The organism is Bacillus massilinigeriensis (genome assembly GCF_900117315.1).
GTDB lineage: Bacteria > Bacillota > Bacilli > Bacillales > Cytobacillaceae > Bacillus_BE > Bacillus_BE massilionigeriensis.
In genome coordinates this window covers 3,083,255-3,100,809 of record NZ_LT630337.1, presented here as the reverse complement: position 1 = coordinate 3,100,809, position 17,555 = coordinate 3,083,255, and the positions used below count along the sequence as shown (strand labels likewise).

The 17,555-nt window shown below is 38.3% G+C and carries 14 protein-coding genes and 1 other annotated feature; of the genes, 12 read left to right on the top strand and 2 right to left on the bottom strand.

Features of this window, described 5'->3' with window-relative positions:
- The first annotated feature begins 106 nt into the window (after window positions 1-106).
- Together lon and yihA are read left to right on the top strand one after the other, a co-directional pair.
- Window positions 107-2,434, top strand: coding sequence for an endopeptidase La (lon, locus tag BQ6100_RS15470; protein ID WP_075982481.1), 2,328 nt, complete (start codon window positions 107-109; stop codon window positions 2,432-2,434).
- Window positions 2,431-3,012, top strand: coding sequence for a ribosome biogenesis GTP-binding protein YihA/YsxC (gene yihA / locus BQ6100_RS15465; RefSeq protein ID WP_075982480.1), 582 nt, complete (start codon window positions 2,431-2,433; stop codon window positions 3,010-3,012). Before lon ends, yihA begins: the two co-directional genes overlap by 4 nt.
- A gap of 61 nt (window positions 3,013-3,073) precedes the next feature.
- Here the strand turns inward: yihA and BQ6100_RS15460 are convergent, their stop codons facing one another.
- On the bottom strand, window positions 3,074-3,559 hold the full coding sequence (locus BQ6100_RS15460) for a LiaI-LiaF-like domain-containing protein (RefSeq protein WP_075982479.1): 486 nt from the start codon (window positions 3,557-3,559) through the stop codon (window positions 3,074-3,076).
- Window positions 3,560-3,850: 291 nt separating this feature from the next.
- Here BQ6100_RS15460 and hemA point away from each other — a divergent pair, with 291 nt between their 5' ends.
- The 8 genes from hemA to ysxE all read left to right on the top strand — a co-directional run bounded on the left by hemA (window position 3,851) and on the right by ysxE (window position 12,601).
- Window positions 3,851-5,203, top strand: a complete 1,353-nt coding sequence (hemA, locus tag BQ6100_RS15455; RefSeq protein ID WP_075982478.1) for a glutamyl-tRNA reductase — start codon at window positions 3,851-3,853, stop codon at window positions 5,201-5,203.
- 14 nt (window positions 5,204-5,217) lie between these two features.
- Entirely contained in the window at window positions 5,218-6,051 is an 834-nt protein-coding gene (locus tag BQ6100_RS15450) for a cytochrome c biogenesis protein (protein WP_075982477.1), read from the top strand.
- A gap of 65 nt (window positions 6,052-6,116) precedes the next feature.
- Window positions 6,117-7,049: a hydroxymethylbilane synthase gene (hemC, locus tag BQ6100_RS15445; RefSeq protein ID WP_075982476.1), complete on the top strand. Its 933-nt coding sequence runs from the start codon at window positions 6,117-6,119 to the stop codon at window positions 7,047-7,049.
- The gene (locus tag BQ6100_RS15440; protein ID WP_075982475.1) at window positions 7,049-7,843 is read left to right on the top strand and encodes a uroporphyrinogen-III synthase; all 795 of its coding nucleotides are present in this window, start codon (window positions 7,049-7,051) and stop codon (window positions 7,841-7,843) included. The genes hemC and BQ6100_RS15440 overlap by 1 nt, the downstream gene beginning before the upstream one ends.
- Window positions 7,840-8,817: a porphobilinogen synthase gene (gene hemB, locus BQ6100_RS15435; protein ID WP_075982474.1), complete on the top strand. Its 978-nt coding sequence runs from the start codon at window positions 7,840-7,842 to the stop codon at window positions 8,815-8,817. The genes BQ6100_RS15440 and hemB overlap by 4 nt, the downstream gene beginning before the upstream one ends.
- 71 nt (window positions 8,818-8,888) lie before the next feature.
- Window positions 8,889-10,175 carry a glutamate-1-semialdehyde 2,1-aminomutase gene (gene hemL, locus BQ6100_RS15430; RefSeq protein WP_075982473.1) on the top strand — a complete coding sequence of 429 codons (1,287 nt, stop codon included), beginning with the start codon at window positions 8,889-8,891 and terminating at the stop codon, window positions 10,173-10,175.
- A gap of 144 nt (window positions 10,176-10,319) precedes the next feature.
- Window positions 10,320-11,414: a stage VI sporulation protein D gene (spoVID, locus tag BQ6100_RS15425; protein WP_075982472.1), complete on the top strand. Its 1,095-nt coding sequence runs from the start codon at window positions 10,320-10,322 to the stop codon at window positions 11,412-11,414.
- A 140-nt stretch (window positions 11,415-11,554) separates the two neighbouring features.
- The gene (gene ysxE / locus BQ6100_RS15420) at window positions 11,555-12,601 is read left to right on the top strand and encodes a spore coat protein YsxE (RefSeq protein WP_075982471.1); all 1,047 of its coding nucleotides are present in this window, start codon (window positions 11,555-11,557) and stop codon (window positions 12,599-12,601) included.
- A 13-nt stretch (window positions 12,602-12,614) separates the two neighbouring features.
- On the opposite strand, the gene BQ6100_RS15415 is transcribed toward ysxE, so the two are convergent.
- Window positions 12,615-12,803, bottom strand: coding sequence for a hypothetical protein (locus BQ6100_RS15415; protein ID WP_075982470.1), 189 nt, complete (start codon window positions 12,801-12,803; stop codon window positions 12,615-12,617).
- A 212-nt stretch (window positions 12,804-13,015) separates the two neighbouring features.
- Window positions 13,016-13,251, top strand: a binding site (T-box leader).
- A 61-nt stretch (window positions 13,252-13,312) separates the two neighbouring features.
- Between BQ6100_RS15415 and BQ6100_RS15410 the strand changes: the two genes are divergently transcribed.
- A complete protein-coding gene (locus BQ6100_RS15410) occupies window positions 13,313-15,958 on the top strand; it encodes a valine--tRNA ligase (protein WP_075983596.1) in 2,646 nt (881 codons plus the stop codon).
- A gap of 196 nt (window positions 15,959-16,154) precedes the next feature.
- Window positions 16,155-17,444 carry a bifunctional folylpolyglutamate synthase/dihydrofolate synthase gene (locus BQ6100_RS15405; protein ID WP_075982469.1) on the top strand — a complete coding sequence of 430 codons (1,290 nt, stop codon included), beginning with the start codon at window positions 16,155-16,157 and terminating at the stop codon, window positions 17,442-17,444.
- Window positions 17,445-17,555 lie beyond the last annotated feature (111 nt).

Below are 17,555 nucleotides of genomic sequence, written 5' to 3'. Positions count from 1 at the left end.
CGCTACCGCTTTTCATATTAGACACTTTTTCCTAAATGGGTTAGAATTTGTACAAAGATTAAAATATTTTTAGATGGATAATAGATTCTGATGGAGGTACATAGTTATGGCCAATATGGAAGAAATCACCGTTCCCCTCCTGCCGCTTCGGGGCTTACTTGTTTATCCTACAATGGTCCTTCATTTGGACGTAGGGCGAGATAAATCCGTTCAAGCTCTTGAAAAGGCAATGGTAGATAACAGCTTAATTTTTTTAACGACTCAAATAGATGTATCCATTGATGAGCCGGTTGAAGAAGATATATACAAAATGGGAACATTAACAAAAGTGAAACAAATGTTAAAGCTTCCTAATGGTACGATTCGTGTTTTAGTAGAAGGGTTAAAAAGAGCAGAGATAGTGTCCTTTTATGATGAAGAAGAGTACTATGCAGTCAGCTTAAAAACCTTCGAAGATCCAGAAACAAAGGATGTTGAAGACGAAGCCTTAATGAGGACGATGCTTGAGTATTTTGAGCAATATATAAAAATGTCTAAAAAGATATCTGCCGAAACCTATTCATCTGTGACAGATATTGAAGAGCCGGGAAGAATGGCTGATATCATTGCTTCTCATTTGCCATTGAAGCTGAAAGAAAAGCAGGAAATTCTTGAAACAATTAATGTAAAAGAAAGAATGACCCATGTTATTGAGATTATCCATAATGAAAAGGAAGTCTTAAGCCTAGAGAAAAAGATTGGACAGCGTGTTAAGAAATCAATGGAAAGAACGCAAAAAGAATATTATTTGCGTGAACAAATGAAGGCCATACAAAAGGAACTTGGAGATAAAGAAGGAAAAACCGGAGAAATCGGTGAACTAACAGAGCGAATTGAACAAGCTGGTATGCCTGAAAATGTTGAAAAAACGGCATTCAAAGAATTAGACCGGTATGAAAAGGTACCTTCAAGCTCTGCTGAAAGTGCTGTGATTCGAAATTACATAGAATGGCTAATCTCCCTCCCTTGGTCAAATGCAACAGAGGATGATTTGGATATTCGAAAAGCAGAACGGATATTAAATGAGGATCATTATGGTCTTGAGAAGGTGAAGGAACGCGTTCTCGAATACTTAGCTGTCCAAAAAATGACCAACTCATTAAAGGGTCCGATTTTATGCTTAGCGGGACCTCCAGGGGTTGGTAAAACAAGTCTTGCACGTTCGATTGCCACCTCCTTGAATCGAAGGTTTGTTCGAGTTTCACTTGGAGGGGTTCGAGATGAATCAGAAATACGAGGTCACCGTAGAACGTATGTTGGGGCAATGCCAGGCAGAATCATTCAAGGAATGAAAAAGGCTGGGACGATTAACCCTGTATTTCTATTAGATGAAATCGATAAAATGTCCAATGATTTTCGCGGTGATCCATCCTCAGCTATGTTAGAGGTATTAGATCCTGAACAAAATTATAACTTTAGTGATCATTATATTGAGGAGCCTTATGATTTATCAAAGGTTATGTTCATTGCCACAGCTAATAATTTAGCAACCATTCCAGGTCCATTAAGAGATCGGATGGAAATCATTACGATTGCCGGTTATACGGAGCTGGAAAAGATACATATTGCTAAAGATCACTTATTGCAAAAACAGCTTCATGAGCACGGCCTTTCAAAGTCAATGCTACAAGTTCGCGAGGATGCTATTCAAAAAATCGTTCGCTACTATACAAGAGAAGCTGGAGTAAGGAGTTTAGAGCGTCAGCTCGCTGCCATTTGCCGAAAAACAGCGAAAATTATTGTTTCGGGGGAAAAGAAACGGGTTGTTGTAACAGATAAAAATTTAGAGGAGTTTTTAGGAAAAACCATTTTCCGCTATGGTCAGGCAGAGCTTGAGGATCAAGTAGGTGTGGCTACAGGTCTAGCATACACCACTGTTGGTGGGGATACTCTTCAAATCGAGGTATCTCTGTCACCTGGAAAAGGTAAGCTCGTTCTAACTGGTAAGCTTGGGGATGTTATGAAGGAATCAGCTCAAGCCGCATTTAGCTATGTTCGATCTAAAGCTCGTGAGCTAGGCATTGAAGAAGATTTCCATGAAAAATATGACATTCATATCCATGTACCAGAAGGAGCAGTCCCAAAGGATGGCCCTTCTGCAGGGATAACCATTACTACAGCCCTTGTTTCTGCCTTAACTGGTAAGCCGATTCGTAGAGAGGTTGGAATGACTGGAGAGATTACATTACGAGGTCGAGTATTGCCAATTGGGGGCTTAAAAGAAAAGACCTTAAGTGCCCACCGTGCTGGATTAACTAAGATCATTTGTCCAAAGGATAATGAAAAGGATCTTGATGATATCCCTGAAAGTGTACGTGAGGAGCTACAATTTGTTCTTGTCTCACATGTTGACGAGGTGTTAAACGAGGCATTGATTGGTGGTGCCGGAAAATGAAGGTAACGAGTTCAGAAATTATCATCAGTGCTGTCAAGCCGGACCAATATCCTGATACGTCTATTCCGGAGTTTGCCTTAGCTGGGCGATCGAATGTCGGAAAATCATCGTTTATTAATAAAATGCTGAATCGAAAAGGGCTAGCAAGAATATCATCAAAACCTGGAAAGACGCAAACCTTAAATTTTTATTTAATTAACGAAATTTTACATTTCGTTGATGTACCTGGATATGGGTATGCGAAGGTGTCTAAAAAGGAACGAGAAGCCTGGGGGAAAATGATTGAAACCTATTTAACCACTAGGGAGCAATTAAAGGCAGTGGTGCTCATTGTAGATTTGCGCCATCCACCTTCAAATGATGATGTAATGATGTATGACTTCCTTAAGCACTATGAAATACCATGTATAGTCATTGCAACGAAGGCAGATAAAATTCCTAAGGGAAAATGGCAAAAGCATCTTAAGGTTACAAAAGAAGAATTAGATCTTGATCCAAATGATACGATTATTGTTTTCTCTTCAGAAACTGGAGAGGGAAAAGACAAAGCTTGGTCAGTTATTGAAAGTTATATGTAATATAAAGAAAACCTGCAAATGAACTCTTTGCAGGTTTTTTATATGGATGATGCCAGGCAATTTATTTTTTCCGAATAAAAAGAAGATAGCAACCAACACAAACGAGCGCAATTGGCCAAAACTTCCATGCTATGGAAACACTACTTTCAACTAAACCAAACCACTGAACAATCTTGTCATAAAATAGCAAACAGATGGCAAGAGTTAGGAAAAGCAACCCTTGAAATAGTCCTGCTCCAACCTTTTGATAACGTAATAAAAAGCCTAGAGCTATAATGAGAATGAACGCACCGATGTGATCAGGCCAAATTTCTAACCGGTTGACCACATGAAAATGAATACCAAACCCGGTTAAAATGACACCAGGAAAGATCGCCTCATAATCCTTGGCACCGTAGCCTTGAAATAGGAAGGCAACGCCTACGATTAATAATAAGGTTGGCCATGTATAAAATTCCTTAAATAACATAATATTTGATTGCTGTAGAAAGAAATAGACCCCAAAGCCAATCAGGATAATTCCTGGGAAAATTCGTTGGTTTTTCATCATTTCTCACCTTCCGATAAGGTTTACTTGAATGTTCCTTGTTTTTTTGATATTGTACATAGGGAAGAATGTCGAATTTTGTACACATTTTCATCAGAATTATTTATTTCAATTCATAATCATATCATAGGATTTCATTATCTGTTCACATTTTTTTAAAATTATACAAATTTGTGCGTGCTATAATTAATAATAGTGAATTGTGGAAATAATTATAATTTATAAACTTTTATCATTATTTTAAAATACGAACAGTTAGAAGCTTTACTTTTTTGGGGGTGTCAATTTACCATGCACATTTTGGTCGTTGGTCTTAATCACAAAACTGCCCCAGTAGAAATACGTGAACGATTGACCTTTAACCCATCGCAAATAGGGGATGCGATGAAAGTACTAAATTCGAAAAAAAGTATATTAGAAAACGTGATTGTGTCTACTTGTAACCGGACGGAAATCTATGCAGTCGTGGATCAGCTTCATACTGGTCGATATTATGTTAAGGAATTTTTGTCCCAATGGTTTCAAATTGAGATTAGTGAGTTTTCTCCTTTTCTATTTATTTATGAACAGGATGGAGCGGTTGAACATCTCTTTAAGGTTGCCTGTGGCTTAGATTCTCTTGTTCTTGGAGAAACACAAATTTTGGGACAAGTGCGATCAAGCTTTTTGAAGGGGCAAGAGGAGAAAACAACCGGAACAGTCTTCAATCAACTGTTTAAACAAGCTGTAACATTAGCTAAGCGCGCTCATTCCGAAACGGAAATCGGTGCAAATGCGGTGTCTGTTAGCTATGCAGCAGTGGAATTAGCGAAAAAGATTTTTGGTGAACTAAATCAGAAGCATGTGCTTATCTTAGGAGCAGGAAAAATGGGGGAACTTGCTATTCAAAACCTCCATGGAAATGGAGTTAGCAAGGTTACTGTCATCAACCGAACTTTTGAAAAGGCAAAGGACTTAGCAAGTCGTTTTGAAGGGGATGCCAAACCATTACAAGATCTAAAAGCTTCCCTTACTGTAGCGGATATTCTTATAAGTTCAACTGGAGCGAAGGATTTTGTTATTACGAAGGAATTGATGGAGACAGTCGCAAAACTCCGAAAGGGCAAACCATTATTTATGGTGGATATTGCGGTTCCTCGTGACTTAGACCCTCAGATTGCTGAGTTAGAAAATGTATTTCTCTATGATATCGATGATTTAGAGGGAATCGTTGAAGCGAATTTACAGGAAAGAAAAAAAGCAGCTGAAGAGATTTACCTGATGATTGAAGGCGAAATCGTGGATTTTAAGCAGTGGTTAAATATGCTAGGAGTCGTTCCTGTCATTTCTGCTCTTAGGGAAAAAGCGACCTTGATTCAGTCAGAAACGATGAAAAGCATTGAACGAAAGCTACCAAATCTATCTGAACGAGATATTAAAGTGTTAAACAAGCATACGAAAAGTATTATTAACCAAATGCTTAAGGATCCTATTTTACAAGCAAAAGAGTTGTCAACAAGAAAAGATGCTCGTCAAGCATTGGATTTATTCGTACAGATTTTTAATATAGAAGAGCTTGTGATAAAGGAACAAGAAAAGCGTGATGCTGAAACTGAACGGGTTATGGTTCAATCCGCACAGCCTTCCGTTTCCTTTCAATCATAAACGAGGTCTTGACTATGAATGACATTACTATGGTCAAGCTACATGAACTGACAGTCGTTTTGTATGCTTTAAGTGTCCTTTTATATTTTATTGATTTTCTTAATAGTAACCGGAAAGCAAATAAAATTGCCTTCTGGTTACTTGCGTTTGTTTGGGTTTTGCAAACAATTTTTTTATTTTTATATATGGTTAAAACAGGAAGATTCCCTGTATTAACCATCTCTGAGGGTCTCTATTTTTATGCTTGGGTGCTCGTTACCTTATCGCTTGGGATTAATCGTCTATTACGGGTCGATTTCATCGTCTTTTTTACAAATGTACTGGGATTTTCTATTATGGCTATCCATACCTTTGCACCTGTCCAATTAGAGTCGAATGTCATGGCGGTGAAGTTAGTTTCTGAGCTCTTATTCATACATATAACCATTGCCATTCTAGCCTATGGGGCCTTTTCATTATCATTTATGTTTTCTTTACTTTATTTAATTCAATATGATCTATTGAAAAGGAAAAAGTGGGGGAAAAGACTATTAAGAATAGCGGATTTAACAAGATTAGAGCAGATGTCTTATGTATTAAATGCTATTGGCGTGCCGATGATGATATTGGCCATTATTCTTGGATTACAGTGGGCCTATATTAAAGTCCCTGATATGCATTGGTATGACGCCAAAGTCATTGGTTCTTTTATCGTTTTATGTAGCTTTAGTAGCTATTTGTATATGCGTGTTGGTAAAGGTCTTAATGGAAAATCACTTGCATTATGGAATGTTGCATCATTTTTGATTGTGTTGATCAACTTTTTTCTTTTTGGAAAACTTTCCGCCTTTCATTTTTGGTATTCTTAAAAAGAGTCATAAGCAAAATTATTATAAATAATTGAAATATCCTAATTTTATACTAGGAGGCTATCATGAGAAAAATCATTGTTGGTTCTAGAAGAAGTAAATTAGCCTTAACACAAACCAATTGGGTAATTGAACAATTAAAGAAAATCGATTCATCGTTTGAATTTGAGGTAAAGGAAATTGTGACAAAGGGTGATAAAATACTTGATGTGACTCTTTCAAAGGTTGGTGGGAAAGGTCTCTTTGTTAAGGAAATTGAACAGGCTATGCTAAATGAAGAGATTGACATGGCAGTACATAGTATGAAGGATATGCCAGCCGTTCTCCCTGAAGGTTTGATGATTGGATGTATTCCAGTAAGGGAAGATCATCGCGATGCCCTTATTTCCAAGAATCATATTAAATTAGCTGACTTAAAGCCTGGCTCTGTCATAGGGACTAGCAGTCTTCGACGTAGCGCACAAATATTGGCAAAGCGTCCCGATTTAGAAATAAAGTGGATCCGTGGAAATATTGATACAAGACTATCTAAATTAGAACAAGGCGAGTATGATGCGATTATTTTAGCTGCAGCTGGCCTATCAAGAATGGGTTGGGCAAAGGAGACTGTTACTGAATTTCTTGATGATGATTTATGTATCCCAGCTGTTGGTCAAGGTGCATTATCTATTGAATGCCGTGAAAGTGATAAAGAGCTCTTAGAATTACTGGAAAAATTCACATGTCAAAAGACAAGTCAAGCTGTTCGCGCTGAAAGAGCCTTTCTTGATAAAATGGAAGGTGGATGTCAGGTACCGATTGCCGGCTATGCATCCATTGATCTAGAAAATGATATTATTCTTAATGCACTTGTGGCCTCACCTGATGGTAAGACCATCTTTAAGGAACGGGTAAAGGGTTCCAATCCCGAAGAGGTTGGGGGAATTGCTGCGAACCTATTAATTGAAAAAGGTGCGAAGCAGTTAATCGATCAAGTAAAAGAGGAGCTTGATCAATAATGTCTACCTCATTACCCTTGGAGGGGAGAAGGGTTTTTATTCCTAGGGGACAGAAGCAGTCCGGTTCATTTTCAAAATTAGTGAGAGAATATGGCGGTGTTCCCTTAGAAATCCCATTAATCGAATTTCGACCGGTGGGAGAGGAGCAGTTGAAAAATGTTGTTCAAAGCCTCTCAACCTACGACTGGATGATTTTCACTAGTAAAGTAACCGTTGATATCTTTTTCTCTTATATAGATAAAGCCCTCCCTTTACCCAAGATTGCCGTCATTGGTAGTAAAACGGAAGAGGCGATTCTGGAAAAGGGATATCCAGTAGATTTTCTTCCGAAGGAATATGTTGCTGAAGGGTTTATTCGAGAGTTTATACCAATCGTTCCTAAAGGGTCAAAGGTATTGATACCTAAAGGGAATTTAGCTCGGGATTACATCTCTACCCGATTAAGGTCAATAGGGGTAGAGGTAGATGAAATCATTGTCTATGAAACCTTCTTTCCAGAAGAGAGTAAGTTAAAGCTAAGAAATCTATTGGAAAGCGGAATAATCGATATTCTTGCCTTTACAAGTCCCTCTACAATTGAAAACTTTATGTCAATTGTTAATAAATATGAGCTACATCATAGCTTAGAGGGTGCCCTAATTGTTTGCATCGGACCCGTTGCAAGAAAAAAGGCAGAATCCTTTGGTCTGAAAGTACAGGTTATGCCGGAAAAATATACTGTTTATGAAATGGTAAAAAGTTTAATTTTATATATAGAAAATACATCGAAATATATGGAGGCCGACAAGTTATGAATCTTCAATTTAATCGTCATCGTCGCTTAAGATCAACTAGTAATATGAGGGCGCTTGTTCGCGAAACTCATTTAACTTTAGATGATTTCATTTATCCATTGTTTGTGGTGGAAGGTGAGAATATAAAAAATGAAATCCCTTCCATGCCAGAGGTCTATCATCTTTCATTGGACAACCTAAAGGAAGAGCTTGATGAGGTTGTATCATTAGGAATTAAATCTGTCTTGTTATTCGGAGTTCCAAATGAGAAGGATGAATGTGGAACGGGTGCTTATCATGATCATGGAATCGTTCAAGAGGCAACACGGTTGATTAAGGACCATTATCCAGAACTAATTGTCATTGCTGATACTTGCCTTTGTGAATATACTAGCCACGGACACTGTGGAGTCATTGAAAATGGGGATGTATTAAACGACCCATCCCTTGAGCTTCTAGTCAAAACAGCCGTCAGCCAAGCAAGCGCTGGGGCAGATATCATTGCTCCATCGAATATGATGGACGGCTTTGTTGCTGCAATTAGAGAAGGTCTTGATGAAGCTGGTTTTACTAATGTGCCTATTATGTCTTATGCTGTTAAATATGCTTCTGCTTTTTATGGGCCATTCCGTGATGCTGCACAGTCTGCACCACAATTTGGCGATCGAAAGTCCTATCAAATGGATCCTGCTAATCGTTTGGAAGCATTGCGCGAGGCTGAATCTGATACAAATGAAGGAGCAGATTTTCTTATCGTCAAACCAGGGATGCCATATTTAGATATTGTACGTGATGTGAGAAATAATTTTAATCTTCCTGTGGTTATTTACAATGTTAGCGGTGAATACTCCATGGTTAAAGCTGCAGCAGGTAATGGCTGGATTGATGAAGAAAAAACCGTTATGGAAATGCTAACAGGTATGAAACGTGCTGGTGCTGATTTAATTATCACCTACCATGCTAAAGATGCTGCACGCTGGTTAAAAGAACAATAATAAATCAAGTTACATGAACTTTCTTTTGATTAGATGTAAGTAAATTTGCAAAAACGAAATGAGGGTTTAATTTGCGCAACTATACAAAATCCATTGAAGCATTTAAAGAGGCCAAAACACTGATGCCGGGTGGAGTCAACAGCCCTGTACGTGCCTTTAAATCTGTTGGCATGAATCCAATTTTTATGGAGCGTGGAAAGGGCTCAAAAATTTACGATATCGATGGGAACGAATATATCGACTATGTTCTATCCTGGGGACCGCTAATTTTAGGGCACACAAACGATCAGGTCGTCGAATCATTGAAAAAGATAACCGAGCTTGGTACAAGCTTTGGGGCTCCAACCTTAATTGAAAATGAATTAGCAAAGCTAGTTCAAGAGCGTGTACCTTCAATAGAAATTATCCGTATGGTAAATTCCGGAACAGAGGCAACAATGAGTGCCCTACGCTTAGCTCGTGGATTTACTGGAAGAAACAAAATCTTAAAATTTGAAGGCAGCTATCATGGACACGGGGATTCCTTATTAATCAAAGCAGGATCAGGTGTTGCTACATTAGGTTTACCTGATAGCCCAGGTGTTCCTGAAAGCATTGCAAAAAATACGATTACCGTTGCATATAATGATTTAGAAGGCGTGAAATTCGCTTTTGAACAGTTTGGTGAAGACATTGCTTGTATTATTGTCGAACCGGTTGCTGGAAATATGGGAGTAGTTCCACCAGTTCCAGGATTTTTAGAAGGACTTCGGGAAATTACGACTCAATATGGAGCATTGCTAATTTTTGATGAGGTTATGACTGGATTTCGTGTGGATTATCATTGCGCTCAAGGATATTTTAATATCAAGCCAGATTTAACCTGCCTAGGAAAGGTAATCGGTGGAGGGCTTCCAGTCGGTGCATATGGTGGTCGCGCGCAAATCATGGAGCAAATTGCGCCAAGTGGTCCAGTATATCAAGCTGGTACTCTTTCGGGAAATCCACTTGCGATGACGGCAGGATATGAAACATTACGCCAGCTTACACCTGACACTTATAAGGAATTTATTCGTAAAGCAGACTTGCTTGAAGCAGGTATTCATGCGGCTGCTGAAAAGTATGACATTCCACATACGTTTAATCGTGCAGGTTCAATGATTGGGTTCTTCTTTACAAATGAAAAGGTCATTAATTATGAAACAGCCAAATCCTCTAATTTAGACTATTTTACAGCATATTATCGTGAAATGGCTGAACAAGGAGTATTCTTACCACCTTCTCAATTTGAAGGTCTATTCTTATCAACTGAGCATTCCGATGAAGATATTGAAAAAACAATAAAGGCAGCAGAAAATGCCTTTTCAAAGTTAAAATAAAACGTGATTAGAGGTTAAGGTACCGGACATCCCAGTAAGTGTCAGGTGCCTTAGCCTTATTTTTTTATCATAAAAACGGACCTCCATTCATAGAGTGATAATGACATAGTGATTAAACGGAATGTTATGAAAGGAGGAGTCGCTTTGTCTCAAGGGAATCAGTCTGTATTACGATTTTCAATAGAAGAATCGGTTTGGTTTCAAAAAGGACAGGAAGTATCTGAACTGATATCCATATCCATTGACCCTGATATTACAATACAAGATAATGACCTATATGTTTCGATACAAGGAGCTTTACAATTAACTGGAGAATATAGATGTCATAATGAACAACAAGAGGAAGAAGAGCAATTCCCTGCACCAAAATTTGTGCAGCATGTGGAGGAAAGAGAAGAAGGGATATATGAGTTTTCTCATCGATTCCCAGTTGATATTTCCATTCCAAATAGTCGTGTTCAAAGCGTTTACGACATTGATGTAGAAGTGGCATCCTTTGATTATGTATTTCCTGAGCGAAGTCTGATGAAATTGACTGCTGAAATAAGCATTACAGGATTATATGAAGAAGAGCAAGTAAGTTCAGAGCCAGTAGATGTTCCTCAACCTGTTCAAGGGTATGATCTAAGCCCATTGAGTCGACCAGTGATCGATGATACAAAAGAGGAAGAAGAATTAGAAGAAATCCACATTCAAGGGGCAATAGAGGAAAAACAGGATGAGCTTAACGTTCCATTTGAGGCAGTTGCAAGGAAAAAACCAGATACTAACGAAAATCAACCAACGGGATCCCTTCAGGAAGATAATGTGGAAAAAGAGATCCCGATAGTTCAGGTTAATCAAGCACAGACTGCGAATACTCCAGATTTGGTTATTTCTGCTGCACGAAATGACAAAGAAGTAGAAGTGAAAGTTCCTGAAGAAGGTACTGAGATGGAAACTGATGAATCTCAAGAAAGTGAATCCTCTTCTTCTTCTGAAAACATACTAAAAAAGAAATTATTTTCAAAGAAAAAGAAAAGCTTAACCTTGTCTGAGTTTTTTGCACGAAAAGAGGATACACCTGATTTAACCAGATTAAAAGTTTGCATCGTTCAGCAAGGAGAAACGCTCAATCAGCTTGCCGAACGCTACGAAGTATCCATTCAACAACTCATGCGAGTGAACCAATTAGAATTTAATCAAGATGTCTATGTAGGGCAGGTATTATATATTCCCGTTACAGTAACCCGAAACTAATAGGGTAGAAGGTTGAGTAGATATGATTGTCTACTCAATTCTTTTGTTTAGAGAAAGATGACATTCCCTAGCATCAATCATTTCATTCCACTATCCTTATGATTAAATGCATCCATGCATATGAAAGCGAGTGTATTAGGATGGGAGAGCATATACAACTCGAGAAGACCATTTCCATATTAAAGCCATATGGTATTAAGCCATACTTTGTTGAAGATTTTGGAAGGATTCAAAGGGTATACTCAGATAAAGGAACCTTTGCTTTAAAGAAGCTTTCACCAAATATGGGGACAGATTTTATCCGCCACATTCAATTTTTATATCAAAAAGGCTATAACAGGGTGGTTCCCATTTATCCAACAAATGATGGTCGATATGCTGTTTTATTTCAGAATGAATTATATTATTTAATGCCTTGGCTTCCGAATGAGGAAAAGGAAGAACGAAAGGAAAAACATCTGCAGCTCTTCAGGGAACTAGCAAGGCTTCATACGTTGTCAGTGGGTGAAATTAATATTAGCAAAGAAGAACGGAACCTACACTATGAAACCACCATAAATCAATGGGAGAGTGACAGCGAATTTCTTGAGGGGTTTATTGAGAGATGTGAAGCAAAAATATACATGTCCCCCTTTGAATTACTCTTTTGCTTATACTTTCATGACATCAATCAGGCTATTAAGTATTCGATCAACAAATTCAAAGAGTGGTTTGAGAAAACAAAGGATCAAGAAAAAGCAAGAAGAGTGTTGGTCCATGGGAAAATTTCAACTGAGCATTTTTTATATGATGACAGAGGTTATGGATATTTCATCAATTTCGAAAATGCAAAGCTCACCTCCCCTATTCATGACCTCTTGCCTTATTTGTCACGCAACTTAAGTGGATTTCCAAAGCAAAGCAATGAATGTGTAGATTGGTTCTATACTTATATGAAATTCTTTCCACTTAAAGAGGATGAAATGCTGTTGTTATTAGCTTACTTTGCCCATCCAAGCCCTGTACTTAGAATTGCAGAAAAGTATCATAACTCACCAAGAAGTATGAATGAAAGAAGGCTTGTTCAGCAATTGCAGAAAAAATATTGGTTACTTAAAAATACAGAATACGTCGTTATGAAAATAACGGAAATTGAGAATCAAAAAAAGCAGCAGAAAGCAAATAATGATGGAGCCCAAACATCGTAAATGTGGTTGGGCTCTATATTATGTCCAAATAAATACCTAATGCCAGCAAAATTAAGATAGATAGTAATAATACATCAAAGGTTGTTGGAATAAAAATTGTCCGAATGCCCTGAAAGACACAAAATGGAATAATGAATTGGGCACAAACATTTCTGCATGTCCTTAGCCATGGTGGATAACGGTAATGATTATACTTTTTCAAAAAATGTCCCCCCTAAAATAATTTCCCCCTTATCCTAATCTATGAAAAAATTGATAGGTATGTTCCATTTTTAAGGTTGAATAGAATATTTCTTCATAAGTCATAAATTTACTGCCTCATTCTAAAACGGGGTATGAATAATAAAAAATTAGGTTATCCTTATTGACGACAGTTCACATTATTTTGTAGTATAATGATTATAAATTACATAGTGAAATGCTTCGAAAGGGAAGAGTACAACGGAAAAGCTGCTTTAAGAGAGGAAAATTATTAGCTGTGAGATTTTCTAAGCAGACCCATTGGAAGTCACCCTTGAGCTTCTTTTGTGAAAAAACATTTTGTTTGAGTAATGAAGGACGGGAAATCCGTTATTTGATTAAGTGCCAATTAAGATAACTTGATTGGAAAAAAAGGTGGTACCGCGAACAGCACTCCATTCGTCCTTTTATGGATGAGTGGAGTTTTTGTTTTTGACTGAAGATATTTTTTATTGGAAAGGAAGAAATGAAATGGAGTCAAATGAATTATCAATGCCGACAAAATACGATCCACAATCAATAGAACAAGGAAGATATGATTGGTGGTTAAAGGGGAAATTCTTCGAAGCAACGGGTGATGAGAAAAAACAACCTTATACAATCGTTATTCCACCACCAAATGTAACTGGAAAGCTACATTTAGGTCATGCATGGGATACGACATTACAGGATATTTTAACGCGAATGAAGCGTATGCAGGGTTATGATGTACTATGGCTACCAGGGATGGACCATGCCGGGATTGCTACTCAAGCGAAAGTTGAACAAAAGCTCCGCAGCGAAGGCAAGAGCCGCTATGACTTAGGCAGGGAAAAATTTGTTGAGGAAACATGGAAGTGGAAGGAAGAGTATGCTTCCTTTATCCGTCAACAATGGGCAAAGCTAGGTCTTGGTTTAGATTATAACCGCGAGCGTTTTACACTTGATGAAGGTCTTTCAAAGGCTGTAAGAGAAGTGTTTGTTACACTTTATAATAAAGGTCTCATTTACCGCGGGGAATACATTATTAACTGGGATCCTTCAACGAAAACAGCCCTATCTGATATCGAGGTTATTTATAAGGATGTTCAGGGTGCATTTTATCATATGAGGTACCCGCTAGCTGATGGTACTGGTTCAATTGAAATCGCAACGACTCGTCCGGAAACAATGCTTGGAGATACTGCGGTGGCTGTTCATCCTGAGGATGAGCGCTACAAGCATTTAATTGGGAAAACTGTTATTTTACCAATTGTTGGTCGCGAAATCCCAATTGTTGGTGATGATTATGTCGATATGGAATTCGGTTCAGGTGCGGTGAAAATTACTCCTGCTCATGACCCGAATGATTTTGAAGTAGGAAACCGTCATAACTTAGAACGAATCCTGGTAATGAATGAAGACGGAACGATGAATGACAAGGCAGGCAAGTACCAAGGAATGGACCGTTTTGAATGCCGTAAGCAAATTGTCAAAGACCTTCAAGAACAAGGCGTTCTTTTCAAGATTGAGGATCACCTCCATTCCGTTGGCCACTCTGAACGTAGTGGAGCTGTTGTTGAGCCATATTTATCCACTCAATGGTTTGTAAAAATGCAGCCATTAGCTGATGAAGCCATCGCTCTTCAGCAAAAGGAGGGCAAAGTAAACTTTGTTCCGGAGCGCTTCGAAAAAACCTATTTACACTGGATGGAAAATATTCGTGACTGGTGTATTTCCCGTCAGCTTTGGTGGGGACATCGTATTCCTGCTTGGTATCATAAGGAAACTGGAGAAGTATATGTCGGCCATGAGGCACCCGCGGATATTGAAAATTGGGAGCAGGATAAGGATGTACTAGATACTTGGTTTAGTTCAGCCCTTTGGCCTTTCTCAACGATGGGCTGGCCGGATAAAGAGGCAGCTGACTTTAAACGTTATTACCCAACCGATGCACTTGTTACCGGTTATGATATTATTTTCTTCTGGGTTTCTCGCATGATTTTCCAAGCGATTGAGTTCACTGGGGAACGACCATTTAAGGATGTTCTTATCCACGGCTTAGTTCGAGATTCTGAAGGAAGAAAAATGAGTAAATCATTAGGTAATGGCGTTGATCCAATGGAAGTCATTGACAAGTACGGGGCAGATTCCTTGCGCTACTTCTTATCTACAGGAAGCTCACCAGGGCAAGATCTCCGTTTTAGCGTTGAAAAGGTTGAAGCAACCTGGAACTTTGCGAATAAAATCTGGAATGCTTCCCGTTTTGCCCTTATGAATATGAACGGATTAACTTATGATGAAATTGATTTAAGTGGAGATAAATCAGTTGCCGATAAATGGATTCTAACCCGTTTAAACGAAACCATTGAAACGGTAACAAGATTATCTGATCGCTATGAATTTGGGGAAGTTGGCCGCATTCTTTATAACTTCATTTGGGATGATTTCTGTGATTGGTATATTGAAATGTCGAAGCTTCCATTGAATGGTGAAGATGAGGCAGCGAAGAAAACAACACGTTCCATTTTAGCCTATGTCTTAGATCAAACAATGAGATTATTGCATCCATTCATGCCATTTATTTCAGAAGAAATTTGGCAAAACCTTCCTCACCAAGGGGAATCCATTACGGTTGCTAAATGGCCAGAGGTCGATGAGAATCTCTCCGATGCACAGGCTGCTGAGGAAATGAAGCTTCTTGTTGAAATCATTCGTTCCGTACGTAATATTCGTGCTGAGGTAAATACGCCGTTAAGTAAGAAAATTAATATGGTTGTAAAGGCAAAGGATGACGCCATCTTAGCTGTATTAGAAAAAAATCGTGCATATATCGAACGCTTCTGTAACCCAGAGGAATTAACATTAGGTACTGACGTGGATGCACCAGATAAAGCGATGACAGCTGTTGTAACTGGCGCAGAAATCATTCTTCCATTAGCAGGTCTAATTAACATCGAAGAAGAAATCGCTCGTCTTGAAAAAGAGCTTGACCGATTAAATAAGGAAGTCGAACGCGTACAAAAGAAACTAAGCAATGAAGGATTTGTCAAAAAGGCACCTGCAAAAGTAATCGAAGAGGAAAGAGCAAAGGAAAAGGATTACTTAGAAAGACGTGCTGCTGTCGAAGCAAGATTGAAGGAAATGAAAGAGCAGTGAGGCAGGGACATAGGGACAGGTACCTTCGTCCCAAATCATTCATGGTCATCTTAAGTAATACCCAAAAGATTAAAGCTTATATAGGGTGAAAGAGGTTTGTCTTGATTCAGGAACTTTCACTCTAGTTATCTTGAATGAAGACGGACCCTAAAAAGGGTTCGTTTTCATTCGCAAATCATAAAAGGGGAGACAAGCTTTGTTTACTTCATATCAAGAAACAATAGACTGGATTCATGGTCGCTTACGACTTGGGATTAAACCAGGATTAAAGAGAATGGAAATGATGATGGAAAAGCTGGACCATCCAGAAAGAAGGTTAAAAACGGTTCATATCGGTGGGACAAACGGGAAAGGGTCCACTTTAACCTTTCTTCGCTGTATTTTGGAGGAAGCAGGATACACGGTTGGATCCTTCACCTCCCCATATTTTGAGCAGTTTAATGAAAGAATCAGTGTTAATGGAAAACCAATTTCCGATGAGGAAATTGTTCAGCTCGCCAATATCATTAAACCTCTTTGTGATGAACTGGAAGAAACCGAGTGGGGATGCCCAACCGAGTTTGAAATAATCACTGTCATGTCCATGTATTATTTCTCTCACATCCATCCCGTTGATATTGTTCTTTACGAAGTCGGTCTTGGGGGAAGATTGGATTCAACGAATATCATTTATCCGTTAATATCTGTAATTACGAGTATAGGGTTAGATCACACGAATATTCTTGGAGATACATACGAGAAGATTGCCTATGAGAAAGCAGGAATAATAAAAAACGGTGTAAAAGTAGTGGCTGCAGTTAAGCAGCAGGAAGCGTTGAAAGTAATCATCAACGAAGCTCAAGCAAAAAAAGCACAATTGTACCTATTAGGCAATCAATTTACGGTCGAAAATCATCAGTCGATGGAGAATGGTGAATCCTTCGGTGTAAAAACAGCCTTTCAACAGTTGGACAAGCTTGAGATCCAAATGATAGGGAAGCATCAAACAGAGAATGCTGGGTTAGCTGTTATGACTGCGATATTATTAAAAAACTATTATTCCTTTTTAATAGATGAAGAAAACATCAAAAATGGCTTGAAGCGAGCTTATTGGCCAGGTAGATTTGAGATTATCTCGAAGCAACCATTTATTATGATGGATGGGGCTCATAATGAAGAAGGAATCCAATCGCTCGTTCTGGAATTGCAGAGGAGATACCCAGAGAGAAGGAAACGAGTGATATTTGCTGGACTAAATGATAAAAAACTAGACAAAATGATTAGTCATCTAGATGAAATAGCTGACAAAATAACATTTGTCGAATTCGACTATCCAAGGGCAGCTACCGCACAATCATTATATGACCTAAGCAGTTCAGAGAACAAAAGTATAGCTTCAAGCTGGAAAGAAGCTATCAGTGATGAGAGAAATGACCTAAAGGAAAATGAAATGATAATAATCACTGGATCTCTTTATTTTCTATCAGAAGTAAAACCATTTATATAGGTGCCAGGCACCATCCAAATTTTGGATGGTGCCTGGCACCTTTTGGTCAAATTTTTCAAAATAAAACTATTCTTGTTAGATACTATACCTGATATAATAGTATAAAGGAAC

What these genes read in the sequence shown, in the direction of transcription:
- lon (WP_075982481.1), top strand. Translation starts at nt 107, where the DNA reads ATGGCCAATATGGAAGAAATCACCGTTCCCCTCCTGCCGCTTCGGGGC.
- yihA (WP_075982480.1), top strand. Translation starts at nt 2,431, where the DNA reads ATGAAGGTAACGAGTTCAGAAATTATCATCAGTGCTGTCAAGCCGGAC.
- BQ6100_RS15460 (WP_075982479.1), bottom strand. Translation starts at nt 3,559, where the DNA reads ATGAAAAACCAACGAATTTTCCCAGGAATTATCCTGATTGGCTTTGGG.
- hemA (WP_075982478.1), top strand. Translation starts at nt 3,851, where the DNA reads ATGCACATTTTGGTCGTTGGTCTTAATCACAAAACTGCCCCAGTAGAA.
- BQ6100_RS15450 (WP_075982477.1), top strand. Translation starts at nt 5,218, where the DNA reads ATGAATGACATTACTATGGTCAAGCTACATGAACTGACAGTCGTTTTG.
- hemC (WP_075982476.1), top strand. Translation starts at nt 6,117, where the DNA reads ATGAGAAAAATCATTGTTGGTTCTAGAAGAAGTAAATTAGCCTTAACA.
- BQ6100_RS15440 (WP_075982475.1), top strand. Translation starts at nt 7,049, where the DNA reads ATGTCTACCTCATTACCCTTGGAGGGGAGAAGGGTTTTTATTCCTAGG.
- hemB (WP_075982474.1), top strand. Translation starts at nt 7,840, where the DNA reads ATGAATCTTCAATTTAATCGTCATCGTCGCTTAAGATCAACTAGTAAT.
- ysxE (WP_075982471.1), top strand. Translation starts at nt 11,555, where the DNA reads ATGGGAGAGCATATACAACTCGAGAAGACCATTTCCATATTAAAGCCA.
- BQ6100_RS15410 (WP_075983596.1), top strand. Translation starts at nt 13,313, where the DNA reads ATGGAGTCAAATGAATTATCAATGCCGACAAAATACGATCCACAATCA.